15 protein-coding genes are annotated in these 16,418 nt (G+C 66.3%); 12 read left to right on the top strand and 3 right to left on the bottom strand.

The genetic code is table 11. From position 1 onward, the window contains the following. Positions 1-4: 4 nt before the first annotated feature. The 10 genes from H9L41_RS23140 to H9L41_RS23095 all read left to right on the top strand — a co-directional run bounded on the left by H9L41_RS23140 (position 5) and on the right by H9L41_RS23095 (position 8,060). Positions 5-853 (top strand): ParB/RepB/Spo0J family partition protein, encoded by an 849-nt coding sequence (locus H9L41_RS23140; protein WP_028447447.1) that lies wholly within the window; start codon positions 5-7, stop codon positions 851-853. 103 nt (positions 854-956) lie between these two features. Beyond that, positions 957-1,364: an ATP synthase subunit I gene (locus tag H9L41_RS23135; RefSeq protein ID WP_028447448.1), complete on the top strand. Its 408-nt coding sequence runs from the start codon at positions 957-959 to the stop codon at positions 1,362-1,364. 18 nt (positions 1,365-1,382) lie between these two features. Then, positions 1,383-2,228, top strand: coding sequence for a F0F1 ATP synthase subunit A (atpB, locus tag H9L41_RS23130; protein ID WP_028447449.1), 846 nt, complete (start codon positions 1,383-1,385; stop codon positions 2,226-2,228). Between the two features lie 58 nt (positions 2,229-2,286). After that, positions 2,287-2,559: a F0F1 ATP synthase subunit C gene (atpE, locus tag H9L41_RS23125; protein WP_028447450.1), complete on the top strand. Its 273-nt coding sequence runs from the start codon at positions 2,287-2,289 to the stop codon at positions 2,557-2,559. A gap of 36 nt (positions 2,560-2,595) precedes the next feature. Continuing rightward, positions 2,596-3,066 (top strand): F0F1 ATP synthase subunit B, encoded by a 471-nt coding sequence (locus H9L41_RS23120; protein WP_028447451.1) that lies wholly within the window; start codon positions 2,596-2,598, stop codon positions 3,064-3,066. Between the two features lie 6 nt (positions 3,067-3,072). Then, complete coding sequence (locus tag H9L41_RS23115) at positions 3,073-3,609, top strand: F0F1 ATP synthase subunit delta (protein ID WP_028447452.1); 537 nt, start codon at positions 3,073-3,075, stop codon at positions 3,607-3,609. Positions 3,610-3,619: 10 nt separating this feature from the next. Further along, the gene (atpA, locus tag H9L41_RS23110) at positions 3,620-5,161 is read left to right on the top strand and encodes a F0F1 ATP synthase subunit alpha (RefSeq protein WP_028447453.1); all 1,542 of its coding nucleotides are present in this window, start codon (positions 3,620-3,622) and stop codon (positions 5,159-5,161) included. A 28-nt stretch (positions 5,162-5,189) separates the two neighbouring features. Then, on the top strand, positions 5,190-6,056 hold the full coding sequence (gene atpG, locus H9L41_RS23105; protein ID WP_028447454.1) for a F0F1 ATP synthase subunit gamma: 867 nt from the start codon (positions 5,190-5,192) through the stop codon (positions 6,054-6,056). A 148-nt stretch (positions 6,057-6,204) separates the two neighbouring features. Further along, positions 6,205-7,623 (top strand): F0F1 ATP synthase subunit beta, encoded by a 1,419-nt coding sequence (atpD, locus tag H9L41_RS23100; RefSeq protein WP_028447455.1) that lies wholly within the window; start codon positions 6,205-6,207, stop codon positions 7,621-7,623. Between the two features lie 11 nt (positions 7,624-7,634). Further along, positions 7,635-8,060, top strand: coding sequence for a F0F1 ATP synthase subunit epsilon (locus tag H9L41_RS23095; protein WP_028447456.1), 426 nt, complete (start codon positions 7,635-7,637; stop codon positions 8,058-8,060). A gap of 199 nt (positions 8,061-8,259) precedes the next feature. Here the strand turns inward: H9L41_RS23095 and H9L41_RS23090 are convergent, their stop codons facing one another. Both H9L41_RS23090 and H9L41_RS23085 read right to left on the bottom strand, forming a co-directional pair. Continuing rightward, the gene (locus H9L41_RS23090; RefSeq protein ID WP_034607739.1) at positions 8,260-9,531 is read right to left on the bottom strand and encodes a response regulator; all 1,272 of its coding nucleotides are present in this window, start codon (positions 9,529-9,531) and stop codon (positions 8,260-8,262) included. Then, complete coding sequence (locus H9L41_RS23085; protein ID WP_034607740.1) at positions 9,528-11,363, bottom strand: ATP-binding protein; 1,836 nt, start codon at positions 11,361-11,363, stop codon at positions 9,528-9,530. The genes H9L41_RS23090 and H9L41_RS23085 overlap by 4 nt, the downstream gene beginning before the upstream one ends. Before the next feature lie 454 nt (positions 11,364-11,817). On the opposite strand from H9L41_RS23085, the gene glmU reads away from it, so the two are divergent. Both glmU and glmS read left to right on the top strand, forming a co-directional pair. Further along, positions 11,818-13,185 carry a bifunctional UDP-N-acetylglucosamine diphosphorylase/glucosamine-1-phosphate N-acetyltransferase GlmU gene (gene glmU / locus H9L41_RS23080; protein WP_028447457.1) on the top strand — a complete coding sequence of 456 codons (1,368 nt, stop codon included), beginning with the start codon at positions 11,818-11,820 and terminating at the stop codon, positions 13,183-13,185. A gap of 221 nt (positions 13,186-13,406) precedes the next feature. Continuing rightward, entirely contained in the window at positions 13,407-15,230 is a 1,824-nt protein-coding gene (gene glmS / locus H9L41_RS23075) for a glutamine--fructose-6-phosphate transaminase (isomerizing) (RefSeq protein ID WP_028447458.1), read from the top strand. A gap of 69 nt (positions 15,231-15,299) precedes the next feature. Here the strand turns inward: glmS and H9L41_RS23070 are convergent, their stop codons facing one another. Further along, complete coding sequence (locus H9L41_RS23070; protein ID WP_028447459.1) at positions 15,300-16,241, bottom strand: LysR family transcriptional regulator; 942 nt, start codon at positions 16,239-16,241, stop codon at positions 15,300-15,302. Positions 16,242-16,418 lie beyond the last annotated feature (177 nt).

The raw sequence follows: 16,418 nt of genomic DNA, 5'->3' as shown, positions 1-16,418 counted from the left end.
AGACATGGCCAAACTCAAAGGCCTCGGCCGCGGCCTCGATGCCCTGCTGGGCACGGCCGCCCCGGTCGAGGAAAAGCTGCAGACGCTGCCGATCCACCACCTGCAGCCGGGCAAGTACCAGCCGCGCACCCATATGGACGAGCACGCGCTGGCCGACCTGGCCGAGAGCATCCGCACCCAGGGCGTGATCCAGCCGGTGCTGGTGCGCGAAGTCGGCGTCGACCGCTACGAGATCATCGCCGGCGAACGGCGCTGGCGCGCCTCGCAGAAGGCCGGCTTGGCCGAGATCCCGGCGGTGGTGCGCAAGGTGCCGGACGAGGTGGTGCTGGTGATGGCGCTGATCGAGAACATCCAGCGCGAGAACCTCAACCCGCTCGAGGAAGCGGTCGGCCTGCAGCGGCTGATCGAGGAATTCGGCATGACCCACGAAGCCTGTGCCCACGCGGTCGGCAAGTCGCGCTCGGCGGTCACCAACCTGCTGCGCCTCCTGAACCTGGCCGAGCCGGTGCGCGAGATGCTGCTGCACGGCGCGCTCGACATGGGCCATGCGCGCGCCATCCTGACGCTGCCGGTGATCCAGCAGATCGAGACCGCCAAGCTGATCGCCGCCAAGGGGCTGTCGGTGCGCGAGACCGAGAAGCTGGCCGCCGCGCTGCAGGCCGGCCAGCCGGCGCCGGCCGAGAAGCCGGCCAGGCGGGTCGACCCCGACCTCGCGCGGCTGCAGGAAGACCTGTCGGACAAGCTCGGCACCAAGGTGCAGATCGCCTCGGGCCGCAAGGGCCGCGGCAAGGTCACCATCGAATACGGCTCGCTCGACCAGCTCGATGGCCTGCTCGCCCTGCTGCGACAGTGACTTGGCGGTCCGGCCGTAACCGGCCGGGCCGCGCTACCGATTGAAATTCGCTCGAAAAAACAGGCGATTACTGCGCCCTGTTTATGGGCGCCTGGCTTGACCGATGCACCAAGAGAAAGCTAATATCCGGCCGTTTTCGCACCCGCTGTCGCCCGCCGACAAGTTGCGTAGACAAATCCGCGCCGTGCTGCTCGCGATGTCGGCCCTCACCGGGGTCGTTGCCGCGACAGCATTTTTTATCGCCGGTGCCAAAGCGATGCTCGCCGCCAGCTGTGGTGGCTTGAGCCAGATCGCGGCGGTCTGGGTCTATGGCCGGGTTGCCCGCAACGATGGAATTCCGGCCCCGAATGCGATGCTCGCCCAGTTCCTGCTGGCCGAGATCGTCAAGATCGTCGTCGCCCTGGCGCTGCTCGTCGCCGGCTACGTGATCTTCGGGGCGAACGCAGTGTGGTTCGCCGCTGCGTTCGTGGCCGCCCTGGCGGCTTATCTGCTGGTACTGGTTCTTAAATAAAACTTCGTCGCTAAGCTTATGTCGGCCACCCATCACGCCCCCGCTACACCTACCGAATACATCCAACATCACCTGGCCAACCTCAGCACGGTCCAGCACGACAAGGTCTTCTGGGAATTCCACCTCGATACCTTCTGGGTCTCGCTGATCATCGGCTTCCTGTTCCTCGCCGTCTTCGGCCTGGTTGCTCGCCGTGCGAGCGTCGACAAGCCGGGCAAGTTCCAGCTGTTCATCGAAATGATCGTCGAAATGGTCGGCGGTACGGTCAAGGACGTCTTCCATGGCAAGAGCACGCTGGTCGCGCCGCTGGCGCTGACCGTGTTCATGTGGGTCGTCCTCATGAACGCAATGGACTTCCTGCCGGTTGACCTGCTGCCCAAGGTGATGAGCGTGTTCGGCGTCGAATACCTCAAGGTGGTGCCGACCGCCGACATCAACCAGACCCTGGCGATGTCGCTGTCGGTGATCCTGATCACCATCTTCCTGGGCATCCAGGCCAAGGGCCTGGGTGGCTTCATCGCCGAATTCTTCACCGCCCCGTTCCACGCCGAGAGCCTGGGCATGAAGATCGTGCTGATCCCGATCAACGGCGCCATGCAGTGCATCGAGTACGGCTCGCGCATCCTGTCGCTGGCGCTGCGGCTGGCCGGCAACATGTTCGCCGGCGAGCTGGTGTTCCTGCTGATCGCCCTGCTCGGCGCGACCTGGACCGGCTTCAACGGCAGCTCGCTGCTGACCGCCTTCGGCCAGGTGCTGGCCGGCTCGGTGTGGGCGATCTTCCACATCCTGATCGTCATCCTGCAGGCCTACATCTTCATGATGCTGACCATCGTGTACTGCTCGATGGCCGTCGAAGACCACTGATTTCCCGTTCCACCTTTTCTTGTTTTTTAATCACCCATCCTCTCTAGGAGTTAAGTAAATGGAAAACCTGGCCCTGATCGCTAACATCCAAAGCCTGACCGTGATCGCCATCGGCCTGATGATCGGCCTGGCCGGCGTCGGCGCAGCTATCGGTGTGGCCCTCGTGGGTGCCAAGTTCCTGGAAGGCGCCGCCCGCCAGCCGGAATCCGCCGCCGCCCTGCAACCGAAGCTGTTCGTGATCGCCGGTCTCGTCGACGCCATCTTCATTATCGCCGTGGCCGTCGGCCTGATGTTCGCTTTCGCCAACCCGCTGCTCGCCGCCGTTCGCTAATTCGCGTCGTCGTTCAACGAGTCGAGGGTTTAATCCATGGACATCAATGCGTCCCTGTTTCTGCAGGCGCTGGTGTTCGCCATCCTGGTGCTGTTCACGTGGAAGTTCATCTGGCCTCCACTGACCGCCGCCCTGGATGAGCGTGCCAAGCGTATCGCTGATGGTCTGTCCGCCGCCGACCGTGCCAAGCACGACCTCGAGCTCGCCGAAAAGCGCGCTGCCGAGGAAATGCGCAAGGCCAAGTCGCAGGCAGCCGAGATCATCGCCCAAGCCGAGAAGCGCGCCAGCCAGATCGTCGAGGAAGCCAAGGACGCCGCGCGCGTCGAAGGCGACCGTCTGATCGCCGGCGCCAAGTCCGAAGTCGACCAGCAGGTCCACCACGCCAAGGAAGAACTGCGTCAGCAGGTTTCCGCCCTGGCGCTGGCCGGCGCGGAGAAGATCCTGCGCCGCGAAGTGGATGCTGCGCGTCACGCCGACTTGCTGGCTTCCCTTAAAACGGAGCTGTAAACGCTCATGGCTGAACTCATCACCGTCGCAAGACCCTACGCCGAGGCCGTGTTCCGCCTGGCGCAGGAGACGAACAGCCTGCCGGCCTGGTCGGACGCGCTGGCCGTGCTGGCCGCCGCGGCGCAAGACCCGCTGGCGGTCGAGTTCGCTGCCAACCCGAAGTTCTCCGCGAGCCAGGTGCAAACCCTGCTGACCGAACTGCTCGGCGCGCGCGCCACTCCCGAGGTGAGCAACTTCGTTGCCGCCGTGCTGGAGAGCCGCCGCTTCGTCCTGCTGCCCAAGATTGCCGAACTGTTCGAGCAACTGAAGGCCGCGGTCGAAGGTTCGGTCACTGCGCACATCGAGACCGCCTTCGAGCTGACGCCCGCCCAGCTGGACGAGATCAAGTCCACCCTGGCCGCCCGCTTCGGCAAGAAGATCGATACCGCCGTCAGCGTCGACCCCGAGCTGATCGGCGGCGTTCGCATGACGGTCGGCGACGATGTCATCGACGCCTCGGTGCGTGGCAAGCTGGCGGCCCTGTCGGCCCGCCTCACCAGTTAGGAGTGCAAACATGCAATTGAATCCGTCCGAGATCAGCGAGCTGATCAAGAGCAAGATTCAGAACCTGTCCGCTGGTGCCGAAACGCGCACCACCGGCACCGTCGTGTCGGTGACCGACGGCATCGTCCGTATTCACGGCCTGTCGGACGTGATGCAGGGCGAAATGCTCGAATTCGTCGGCAACACCTTCGGCCTCGCGCTGAACCTCGAGCGCGACTCGGTCGGCGCCGTGGTGCTGGGCGACTACGAACACATTTCCGAAGGTTCGGAAGTGAAGTGCACCGGCCGCATCCTCGAAGTGCCGGTCGGCCCCGAGCTGAAGGGCCGCGTCGTGAACGCGCTGGGCCAGCCGATCGACGGCAAGGGTCCGATCAACGCGTCCTCGTCGAGCCCGATCGAAAAGATCGCCCCCGGCGTGATCGCCCGCCAGTCGGTGTCGCAACCGCTGCAAACCGGTATCAAGGCCATCGACGCTATGGTGCCGGTCGGCCGCGGCCAGCGCGAGCTGATCATCGGCGACCGCCAGACCGGCAAGACCGCCGTGGCGCTCGACGCGATCATCAACCAGAAGGGTAACGGCGTTACCTGCATCTACGTCGCCATCGGCCAGAAGGCTTCGTCGATCGCCAACGTGGTGCGCAAGCTGGAAGAGCACGGCGCGCTGGACCACACCATCGTGGTCGCCGCCTCGGCTTCCGAATCGGCCGCGATGCAGTACCTGTCGCCGTACGCCGGCTGCTCGATGGGCGAATACTTCCGCGACATCGGCGAAGACGCGCTGATCGTGTACGACGATCTGTCCAAGCAGGCCGTCGCCTACCGCCAGATCTCGCTGCTGCTGCGCCGTCCGCCGGGCCGCGAAGCCTACCCGGGCGACGTGTTCTACATCCACTCGCGTCTGCTCGAGCGTGCTTCGCGCGTGAACGAGGACTACATCGAGAAGATCACCAACGGCGCCGTGAAGGGCAAGACCGGTTCGCTGACTGCCCTGCCGATCATCGAAACGCAGGCCGGCGACGTGTCCGCCTTCGTGCCGACCAACGTGATCTCGATCACCGACGGCCAGATCTTCCTGGAATCGGACCTGTTCAACGCCGGTATCCGCCCCGCCATCAACGCAGGTATCTCGGTGTCGCGCGTCGGCGGTGCAGCCCAGACCAAGGTCGTCAAGAAGCTCGCCGGCGGCATCCGTACCGCGCTGGCCCAGTACCGCGAACTCGCGGCCTTCGCCCAGTTCGCCTCGGACCTCGACGAAGCCACCCGCAAGCAGCTCGACCGCGGCCGCCTGGTGACCGAACTGCTGAAGCAAGGCCAATACGCCCCGTTCAAGGTGTCCCAGCTGTCGGTGACCCTGTACGCGGTGGAAAAGGGCCTGGCCGACGACGTTCCGGTCGAGAAGGCCCTGGCTTTCGAAGCCGCCCTGTACGCCTACGTCAAGGCCAACAACCCCGAGATCGTCGCCGAGATGGACGGCAAGGGTGAGTTGTCCGGCGACAACGACAAGAAGCTGGCGGAAGCCATCAAGTCGTTCAAGGCCACCGGCGCCTTCTGATTTGAACTGACGAAAGAAAGGTCAAGTCATGGCTGGCGGCAAGGAAATACGCAACAAGATCAAGAGCGTGCAAAACACGCGCAAGATCACCCGCGCCATGGAAATGGTGGCCGCGTCCAAGATGCGCAAGGCCCAAGCCCGGATGAAGGCGGCTCGCCCCTACGGTGAAAAGATCCGTAACGTGAGCGCTCACCTGGCCCAGGCCCTGCAGGACTACGTCCACCCCTTCCTGCAAAAGCGCGCGCAAGTGAAGCGTGCCGGCCTGATCGTGGTGACGACCGACAAGGGTCTGTGCGGCGGCCTCAACACCAACGTGTTGCGCACCGCGCTGAACCAGATGAAGGCCTGGCAACAGGCCGGCATCGAAGTCGACGTCACCGCCATCGGCAACAAGGGCTTCGGCTTCATGCAGCGCGCCGGCGGCCGTGTGGTCTCGCACGCCGTGCAGCTCGGCGATACGCCGCACCTCGACAAGCTGATCGGACCGGTCAAGGTCATGCTCGACGCATACATGGCCGGCCAGATCGACGAACTGCACATCGTCTACACCCGCTTCATCAACACGATGAAGCAGGAACCGGTGATGGAACAACTCCTGCCGGTGCCGGCGGACCGCATGAAGCCGGTCAGCGAGCACCCGTTCGAGTACATCTACGAACCGGCTCCGGAAGTGGTGATCGACGATCTGCTGGTCCGCTACATCGAGGCGCTGGTCTACCAGGCGGTGTCCGAAAACATCGCCTCCGAGCAGAGTGCCCGGATGGTGGCCATGAAGGCCGCCTCCGACAACGCCGGTTCCGTGATCGACGAACTGAAGCTGGTCTACAACAAGACCCGCCAGGCCGCGATCACCAAGGAACTGTCGGAAATCGTCGCCGGCGCGGCAGCGGTCTGATACGCGGAAAGTAATATCGCACCACTTCCCGGCCCTCGGCGCGCGTCGCGGGCACCTCGCCGACCGGCGAGGGCGGGGCAAGTGGGATTCGAAGTGAAACGGCAGCGCCGACCGAAAATCGGCGCTGCCACCTGCAAGGAATGCAACGATGAGCCAAGGTAAAATCGTGCAAATCATTGGTCCGGTGGTCGACGTGGAATTCCCGCGCGACAGCCTGCCCAAGGTATTTGACGCGCTGACGCTCGCCAACCCGCAGCTGACGCTGGAAGTCCAGCAGCAGCTCGGCGACGGCGTGGTCCGCGCGATCGCCATGGGTTCGACCGATGGCGTGAAGCGTGGCCAGGAAGTCCTGAACACCGGCAACCCGATCTCGGTGCCGGTCGGCAAGGCGACGCTGGGCCGCATCATGGACGTGCTGGGCAACCCGGTGGACGAAGTCGGCCCGGTCGAGGCGACCGAGCGCTGGGCGATCCACCGCAAGGCGCCGAAGTTCGACGAACTGTCGAGCTCGGTCGACCTGCTCGAAACCGGCATCAAGGTGATCGACCTGATCTGCCCGTTCGCCAAGGGCGGCAAGGTGGGTCTGTTCGGCGGCGCCGGCGTGGGCAAGACCGTGAACATGCTGGAGCTGATCAACAACATCGCCAAGGCCCACTCGGGTCTGTCGGTGTTCGCCGGCGTGGGCGAGCGTACCCGTGAAGGGAACGACTTCTACCACGAGATGGCCGACTCGGGCGTCATCAAGCTCGACAACCTGCCGGAATCGAAGGTGGCCATGGTCTATGGCCAGATGAACGAGCCCCCGGGCAACCGTCTGCGCGCCGCGCTGACCGGCCTGACGATGGCCGAGTACTTCCGCGACGAGAAGGACGAAAACGGCAAGGGCCGCGACGTGCTGTTCTTCGTGGACAACATCTACCGCTACACCCTGGCCGGTACCGAAGTGTCCGCCCTGCTGGGCCGCATGCCGTCCGCCGTGGGCTACCAGCCCACGCTGGCCGACGAAATGGGTCGCCTGCAAGAGCGCATCACCTCGACCAAGACCGGTTCGATCACCTCGATCCAGGCCGTTTACGTGCCTGCCGATGACTTGACCGACCCGTCGCCCGCCACGACCTTCGCCCACCTGGACGCCACCGTCGTGCTGTCGCGCGACATCGCTTCGCTCGGTATCTACCCCGCCGTGGATCCGCTCGATTCGACCTCGCGCCAGCTGGACCCGCAGATCGTCGGCGAAGAGCACTACTCGGTGGCCCGTGGCGTGCAGTCGACGCTGCAGCGCTACAAGGAACTGCGCGACATCATCGCGATCCTGGGCATGGACGAACTGTCGCCGGAAGACAAGCTGGTCGTGGCTCGCGCCCGTAAGATCCAGCGCTTCCTGTCGCAGCCCTTCCACGTCGCCGAAGTGTTCACCGGCGCACCGGGCAAGTACGTCTCGCTGAAGGAAACGCTGCGCGGTTTCCGTGGCATCCTCAACGGCGAGTACGACCACCTGCCGGAACAGGCCTTCTACATGGTCGGCGGCATCGACGAAGCTGTCGAAAAAGCCAAGACCCTGGCATAAGGTAGCGAGACATGGCCATGACGATGCATGTGGACGTAGTAAGCGCTGAAGAGCAGATCTACTCGGGCACGGCCGAATTCCTGGCCGCGCCGGGCGAGATGGGCGAGATCGGCGTGCTGCCGCGCCACGCTCCGCTGCTCACCCGCATCAAGCCGGGCGCGCTGCGCATCAAGGTCGCCAACAGCAACGACGAGGAAGTGCTGGTCTACGTGTCCGGCGGCATTCTCGAAGTGCAGCCGCACGTGGTGACGGTCCTGGCCGACACCGCGATCCGCGGTAGCGACCTCGACGAGGCGAAGGCGCTGGAAGCCAAGAAGCTGGCCGAAGAAGCATTGAACAACCGCACCGGTTCGGTGGACTACGCACGCGCCCAGGCCGAACTGGCCGAGGCCGTCGCTCAGCTCGCCGCGATCAAGAAGCTGCGCAACCGCGCCTGATCCGATCGGATTTCGATGCTGCAGGAAAAAGGGCAACCGCGAGGTTGCCCTTTTTCTTTGGCGATGCCGGCGCCGCCTTGGCGGCCCGATTTCGAAAGCTGCAGCCACTTGTAGGAGCGGCTTCAGCCGCGAATGACCAGGGCGGAATTTCCACCCATTCGCGGCTGAAGCCGCTGCTACGGAGATCGCGCAGGCTCGTTCAGCCTCGATCTGCCGCCGCGCGCCGGATGGGCAGCATGACGCGGAAGGTGGTGCCCTGGCCGACCACGCTTTCGACCTCGATGCGGCCGCGGTGCTTCTGCACGATGCCGTAGCTGAGCGACAGGCCGAGCCCGGTGCCCTTGCCGATCGGCTTGGTGGTGAAGAAGGGGTCGAAGATGCGCGGCAGGTTTTCCTCGGGGATGCCGGTGCCGTTGTCGCTGATCTCGAGCCAGACCTGCTCGCCGGCCACTCCGGTGCGGATCACGATGCGGCCGCGCTCGGCGCCGATCGCCTGCGCCGCGTTGGTGGCGAGGTTCATCACCACCTGGTTCAGCTGCGACGGCAGGCATTCGACCTCGGGGATCGGGCCGTAGTCCTTGACCAGCTCGGCCTTGTCCTTGAGCTCGCGGCCGATGATGTTGAGCGTCGTGTCGATGCCGCGGTGCAGGTCGGCCCATTGCCAGTCGTGGTTGCCGTCGACATGCGAGAAGTCGCGCAGATCCTGCACGATCTGGCGCACCCGGCCGATGCCGTCGAGCGTCTGTTCGAGCAGCGCCGGCACGTCTTCCTTCAGGAATTCGAGCTGGATCCGCTCGCGCAGCCGCGCCAGCTCGGCGCGCTGCGGCGGTGCGCCGAGCCTGGACTCGGCGGCCTCGTAGGCGGCGATCAGGGCGAACAGCTGTACCACGTAGTCCTCCAGCACGCCGAGATTGGCGAACACGAAGCTGATCGGGTTGTTGATCTCGTGGGCGATGCCGGCGGCGAGCTGGCCGATCGAGGCGAGCTTGTCGGCCTGTTCGAGCTGCACCTGCGCCAGCAGCAGCCGCTCGTTGAGCGCGTGCAGCTCGGCGTTGCGGCGCTGCAGCTGGCGCTGCATCGCCTGCACCGCCAGCTGGGTGTCGATGCGGGCGAGCAGCTCGGGCATCTTGAACGGCTTGGTGACGTAGTCGACCGCACCGGCCTGCAGGCCGGCGACCGTGTTGTCGGTATCGGCCAGCGCGGTCATGAAGATCACCGGGATCGACCGGGTCGCCTCGTCCTGCTTGAGCCGGCGGCAGACCTCGAAGCCGTCCATGCCGGGCATCATCACGTCGAGCAGGATCAGGTCCGGGCTGACGTAGCGGGCGCGTTCGAGCGCTTCCACGCCGCTCTGCGCCACCAGCGCGCGGAAGCCCTGGGCTTCGAGGCTGTCGACCATTACGCCGAGGTTGGTCGGGGTGTCGTCGACGATCAGGATCATCGGCGAGGGCTTGTCGGCACGCGCGTTCATGTTGCGCTCCCTTCATCGAGGTGGGCCAGGACGAAGCCCAGCAGGTCGGCCGACTGGTAGTTGCGGGCGAACTGCTCCAGCCGGGCGGCGAAGGCACGGTAGCCGGCGTCGAGCCGGACCAGGTGGGCGGCGTGATCGCGCACGCCGCGCATGTCGCCGGCCAGCGCCAGCTCGCGCAGGATGCGCATCTCGTCGAGGCCGGGCACCCGCCAGGCCGGCTGTTCCAGCGGCCGGGTGGCCTGCGGTGCGGCTTCGCGGGTCCATTCCAGCGCCAGCGAGGTGCCGATCTCGTGCAGCAGCGCGGCGTATTCGATCGGCTTGCTCAGGAAGGCGTGCGCGCCGGCGTTCCGGCAGGCGAGACGGTCGTGTTCGGTGGCGCTGGCCGAGACCACGATCACCGGCGGCCGGTCGCCGGGCCGCGCGTTCAGGCGCTGGAGCAGGGGCAGCCCGCCCAGCACCGGCATCGCCAGGTCGGTCACCACCAGGTCCGGCGGTGCCGCGTCGATCTGCTGCAGCGCCGCCTGGCCGTTGTGCGCCTCGTCGACCAGGAAGCCGAGCGGCCGCAGCAGGTCGACCAGCAGCGAACGGTTGGTCTCGATGTCGTCGGCCACCAGCACGCGCCGACGCGGGCCGAGGTAGCCGCCGACGCGCTGCGTCGGCACCGCGGCGACGGCGTTCCGCTCGGCGCTCAGGGGGACGCTCAGCTCGAAGGAGAAGCGGCTGCCCTGGCCGAGCTCGCTGTCGACCTCGATGCTGCCGCCCATCAGCGCGACCAGGCGGCGGCTGATCGACAGGCCCAGGCCGGTGCCGCCGGCGCGGCGCTGGCGGTCGCCGACCTGCTCGAACGGCTGGAAGATGATCTGCTGCTGCTCCGGCGCGATGCCGATGCCGCTGTCGCGCACCTCGAAGCGCAGCCGGGCGGTGTCGTCGCCCAGCGTCACGGCGCTGACCGCCAGGCTGACCTGGCCCTGGTCGGTGAATTTCACCGCGTTGCCGAGCAGGTTCAGCAGGACCTGGCGCAGCCGCCGGGTGTCGGCGACGATCACCGGCAGCGAGGGGCTGGCGCGCAGTACGAAGGCCAGGCCCTTGTCCTCGGCGCGCAGGCGAACGATGTCGCCGACGGTTTCGAGGAAATGGCCCAGGTGCAGCGTCTCGGGCTGCAGCTCGAGCTTGCCGGCCTCGATCTTGGTCAGGTCGAGCAGATCGCTGATCAGCGACAGCAGGTGCTGGCCGCTCTGCTCGATCACCTTCAGGCCGTGGCGTTGCGATTCGGCCAGTTCCGGCGCGCGCTGCAGCAGCTGGGCGTAGCCGAGCACGGCGTTGAGCGGCGTGCGCAGCTCGTGGCTCATGTTGGCGAGGAAGTCGCGCTTGGCGTTGTTGGCCTCCTCGAGCCGCTGGTTGCTGATCTGCAGCTGGGCATTGGCGGCCACCAGCTCGCTGTTGATGGCGGCCAGCTGCTGCCGGCTCGGGATGCGCAGCGCCACCGGCACCAGCTTGGCCAGCAGCACGGCGGTGACGATCGAGGCGAGGGCGGTAATGCCCTTGAAGAAGCCGGCCAGCCAGTAGGCCGGAGTCCAGATGGTGTAGATGTCGATCAGGTGGGTGGCGCCGCAGGCCAGGATGAACACGCCGAAGGCGCCGAACATCCAGTTGAACGGCAGGTCGCGCCGCTTGCGGATGAAATAGATCAGGGTGATCGGGATCGACAGGTAGGCCAGCGCGATGATCGAGTCCGAGATCACGTTGAGGTAGAGCAGCGACGGCGTCCACAGGTAGCAGTGGCCGTGCGGCATGAAATAGGTGCTGTCGAACAGGCTGGCCAGGTCTGCCATGGCGCTTCTCCGTTGAGCATCGTCGCGGATCGGCTGGCCGGCGGAGGATCTCCCCGGCGGCCGCGATCGGCCGGCGCATGGGCCGGTCTCGGGCGGGGGCCGGCATGGAGAGGACTGTATCGATTCGGTCGCCGGGCGAGAGCTAGGTCGAGTACCCGGCCGGGATCGGGAGAATCCCTAGGGAAACGTTGATCAGATCGCCTTGGTGCGAGGTGGATCGCGGTTCGCGGTCCGCCCTGGCGGCTTGGGGCTGGCCGCGCCGGCGCGGATGATCCGGACCGCGTCGGGTGCGGGCCCTGGTCTGAACGACGCGCGGATGCCGGCCGCGGCGGCGGGTGCAAGGCGATGGCCGGTGCGGAACGGCGAGGCCTGGCCGGAAGGGGGATTGGCGTCCCGTGCCCGGCCTCGCGATAATCGCGTTTTGCCCGCCTCCAATTCCTCCCCGGACCGCACCATGTCGCTCGACGTCATCATCCTGGCCGCCGGCCAGGGCAAACGCATGAATTCCAAACTGCCCAAGGTGCTGCAGCCCTTGGCCGGCCGGCCGATGCTGGCCCACGTGCTGGACGCCGGCCGCGCGCTGGCGGCCGAACGGCTGGTGGTGGTCTACGGCCACGGCGGCGACCAGGTGCGCGCCGCGTTCGACGGCCAGCAGGATCTGCGCTGGGCGCACCAGGCCGAGCAACTCGGCACCGGCCACGCGGTGGCCCAGGCGCTGCCCGAGTGCGGCGAGGGCATGGCGCTGATCCTCTACGGCGACTGCCCGCTGATCGGCGCCGCCACCTTGCGCCGCCTGCTCGAGGCCGCCGGCGGCGAGCGGCTGGCGGTGCTGACCGCGCAGATGGACGATCCGACCGGTTACGGCCGCATCGTGCGCGACGAGGCCGGCCGGGTGGTGCGCATCGTCGAGCAGAAGGACGCCGACGCGGCGCAGAAGGCCATCCGCGAGATCAACACCGGCTTCATCGCCGCACCGCTGGCGCGGCTGCGCCAATGGCTGCCGCAGCTCAGGAACGCCAATGCCCAGGGCGAGTACTACCTGACCGACGTGATCGCGCTGGCGGTGGCCGACGGCGTCGAGGTCGCTAGCGTGCTGTCGGCCGATGCCTGGGAGCCGGCCGGCGTGAACGACAAGCGCCAGCTGGCCGAGCTCGAGCGCGTCTACCAGCGCCGCCAGGCCGACGCGCTGCTGGCTGCCGGCGTGACGCTGATCGACCCGGCGCGTTTCGACCTGCGCGGCCGCGTCAGCCATGGCCAGGACGTCGAGATCGACGTCAACGTGATCCTCGAAGGCGAGATCCGGCTCGGCCACGGCGTGAAGATCGGCCCCAACGTCTACCTACGCAACGTCACGCTCGGCGACGGCGTGGTGGTCAAGGCCAATACCGTGATCGAGGACAGCACGGTCGGCGCCGGCTCCGACCTCGGCCCGTTCGCCCGGCTCCGGCCCGATTCGGTGCTCGGCGAGCGCGTACACGTCGGCAACTTCGTCGAGATCAAGAAATCGCGGCTCGGCGACGGCACCAAGGCCGGCCACCTGGCCTATCTGGGCGACGCGGTGATCGGCGAGCGCGTCAACGTCTCGGCCGGCGTGATCACCTGCAACTACGACGGCGCCAACAAGTTCGTCACCACCATCGGCGACGACGCCTTCATCGGCACCGACAGCCAGCTGGTGGCGCCGGTGACCATCGGCGCGCGCGCCTACGTGGCGGCCGGCTCGACCATCACGCTCGATGCGCCCGAGGATGCGCTGACCATCTGCCGCGCACGCGGACAGAAGTCCATCGATGGCTGGAAAAAGCCGGTCAAGAATAAATGACAAATACATAAATAGGACCGGTATGCAGGCTGGATGGCCAGCGTAACCGGTTCGGAAGTACCTGCCATGACCACCTTTCTTGAGTGGTCATGGCTGTTTCCATGGCATTTAATGCTTATGGAATAGTTTTGTTAGAATTCACAATGACGAAAACATACTCACGGCATGGCCATGCCAGCCTAGACTTGCGGCCATATCTTGGAATGACTGGAGTGAAATAGATGTGCGGAATTGTCGGCGCCATTGCGCAGCGTGATGTTGTTGCCCACCTGATCGACGGCCTCAAGCGGCTCGAATACCGCGGCTACGATTCCTCGGGCATCGCGGTGCTGAACGACGGCATCCACCGCGTGCGCCGGGTCGGCCGCGTGGCCGAGATGGAAGCGGCGGCGGCGGAAGAGGGCGCCCACGGCCACGTCGGCATCGGCCATACGCGCTGGGCCACCCACGGCGGCGTGACCGAGCCGAACGCGCATCCGCACGTGTCGGGCGACGTGGTGGTGGTGCACAACGGCATCATCGAGAACCACGAGTCGCAGCGCCAGCGCCTGCGCGACCTGGGCTACACCTTCGAGTCGCAGACCGATACCGAGGTGATCGCCCACCTGGTGCACCACTACCTGCAGACCGAGGGCGAACTGCTGGCCGCCGTGCAGCGCGCGGTGCGCGAGCTCGACGGCGCCTACGCGATCGGCGTGGTCAGTACCCGCCAGCCCGACCTGCTGGTCGGCGCGCGCATGGGCTGCCCGCTGCTGGTGGGCCTGGGCGAGGGCGAGAACTTCATCGCCTCCGACGTCTCGGCCGTGCTGGCCGCCACCCGCCGGGTGATGTTCCTTGAAGAGGGCGACGTGGTCGCGCTGCGGCTGGACGGCGTGCAGGTGTTCGATCGTGACGGCGCGGCCATCGAGCGCGCGGTGCGGCTGTCCGACGTCTCGCTCGCCTCGCTCGAGCTCGGCCCGTACAACCATTTCATGCAGAAGGAAATCCACGAGCAGCCCAAGGCGCTGGCCGACACCATCGAACAGGTGCTCGAGCAGGGCTTCAGCCCGGCGCTGTTCGGCGACGAGAGCGGCGAGGTGCTGCGCCAGGTCGAAGGCGTGCAGATCCTGGCCTGCGGCACCAGCTTCTATGCCGGCTCGGTGGCCAAGTACTGGATCGAGCGCATCGCCAAGCTGCCGTGCACGGTCGAGATCGCCAGCGAATACCGCTATCGCGAGGCGGTGGCCAATCCGAAGTACCTGATCGTCACCATCTCGCAGTCGGGCGAGACGCTCGACACCATGGAAGCGCTGAAGTACGCGCAGTCGCTCGGCCACGACCTCAGCCTGTCGATCTGCAACGTGCGCGAGTCGGCGATTCCGCGCGCCAGCCGGCTGGTGTTCTACACCCGGGCCGGCGCCGAGATCGGCGTCGCCTCGACCAAGGCCTTCACCACCCAGCTGGTTGCGCTGTTCACGCTGGCGGCGACGCTGGCCAAGCTCGGCGGCAAGCTGAGCGCCGACGAGGAGCATGCCCACCTCGACGCGCTGCGCCAGCTGCCGGGCAGCGTGCAGCACGCGCTCAACCTCGAGCCGCAGATCAAGCCCTGGGCCGACCGCTTCGCGCCCAAGCACCACGCGCTCTACCTGGGCCGCGGCGTGCACTACCCGATCGCGATGGAAGGCGCGCTCAAGATCAAGGAGATCACCTACATCCACGCCGAGGCTTACGCCGCCGGCGAGCTCAAGCACGGCCCGCTGGCGCTGGTCGACGAGGAGATGCCGGTGGTGGTGATCGCGCCGAACGACAGCCTGCTGGAGAAGGTGAAGTCGAACATGCAGGAAGTGCGCGCGCGCGGCGGCGAGCTGTTCGTGTTCGCCGATCTCGACAGCCATTTCGGCGAATCGGACGGCGTGCACGTGATCCGCACGCCGCGCCACGTCGGCGTGCTGTCGCCGGTGGTGCATGCGATCCCGGTGCAGCTGCTGTCCTACCATACCGCGCTGGCGCGCGGGACCGATGTGGATAAGCCGCGCAACCTGGCGAAGTCGGTGACGGTGGAGTAGGTCGGCGGCCGGTTCGAAGCGACCGACGATGTCCCGTTGTTCAAAGGCCCGCTTGAAGCGGGCCTTTGATTATGTGCCGCCGTTGTCATGCATTTTGCCGGCGGCAACCGGCGCATGGCGGGCCATCAGCTCGTCGATCCACTCGATGAAGGCTCGAAGTTTCGCGCCGACATGCCGATTGGGCGGGAAAACCAGATGCAGCGGCATCGGATCGAACTGCCAGTCGTCGAACAGCGGCACCAGCTCGCCGCGTGCGACATGCGCCTGCGCCATGTAGTGCGGCAGCCAGAGTACGCCCATCCCGGCCAGGCCGGCCGCGAGATAGGCGTTGCCGTCGTCGAGCGCCACCACGTGGCGGCCCCGCACCGTGATGCATTCGTCACCGTGCCGCATGTCGATCGGCGCAACCTTGCCGCTGTTGGCGCGCAGGAAGCCGACGATGCGGTGGTGCGTATCTTCCAGCTCGCGCGGATGCGCTGGCGTGCCGGCCCGTTCCAGATAGCGCGGCGCCGCGTAGACGCCGAACCGCAACTCGCCCACGCGGCGGGCGATCAGGGAGGAGTCGCCGAGCTCGCCGCCGCGCAGCACGCAATCCACGTTGTCGCCGATGAGATCCACCTGCCGATCGCTGACGCCCAGATCGAGCTGGATGTCGGGATAGCGCGCATGAAAAGCCGGTAAAGCGGGCGCCAGGATCAAGGTGGCGAGCGGGCTGGGCACGTCGACCCGCAAGCGTCCCTTGGGCGAGGCGGACGCATTCGACAGACTGGTATCGGCCTCCTCCAGATCGGCGAGCAGGCGGACGACGCGCTCGTAATAGAGGGCGCCATCGGCCGTGACCTGCACTTTGCGGGTGGTGCGATTCAGCAGTTTGACGCGCAGGCGTGCCTCCAGCTGTTGGACCAGCTGCGTCACCGTGGTCTTGCTGATCCGCAGCGTCTGCGCCGCCTTGGTGTAGCTGCCGGCTTCCACGACGCGGGCGAAAGCCTGCAAGGCATCGAAACGGTCCATTTCACTCCCGGTATTCGATCGATTATTTGGATAATGCAAACAGTGATTGTGCGTCTCGCTTGTTTATCCGCATAGGACGAATTCCTAGAATTTCCTCGTTCGCAGTACGCCGTCGATCGAACGTGATGGCGTGCCGCTTCTCCGGGCGGCACATCCACAGCCGCTCGGCAGTTCGTA

The organism is Chitinimonas koreensis, from assembly GCF_014353015.1.
Taxonomy (GTDB): domain Bacteria; phylum Pseudomonadota; class Gammaproteobacteria; order Burkholderiales; family Chitinimonadaceae; genus Chitinimonas; species Chitinimonas koreensis.
Note: the sequence above shows the minus strand (reverse complement) of the source record. Positions and strands in the feature narration are given on the sequence as shown.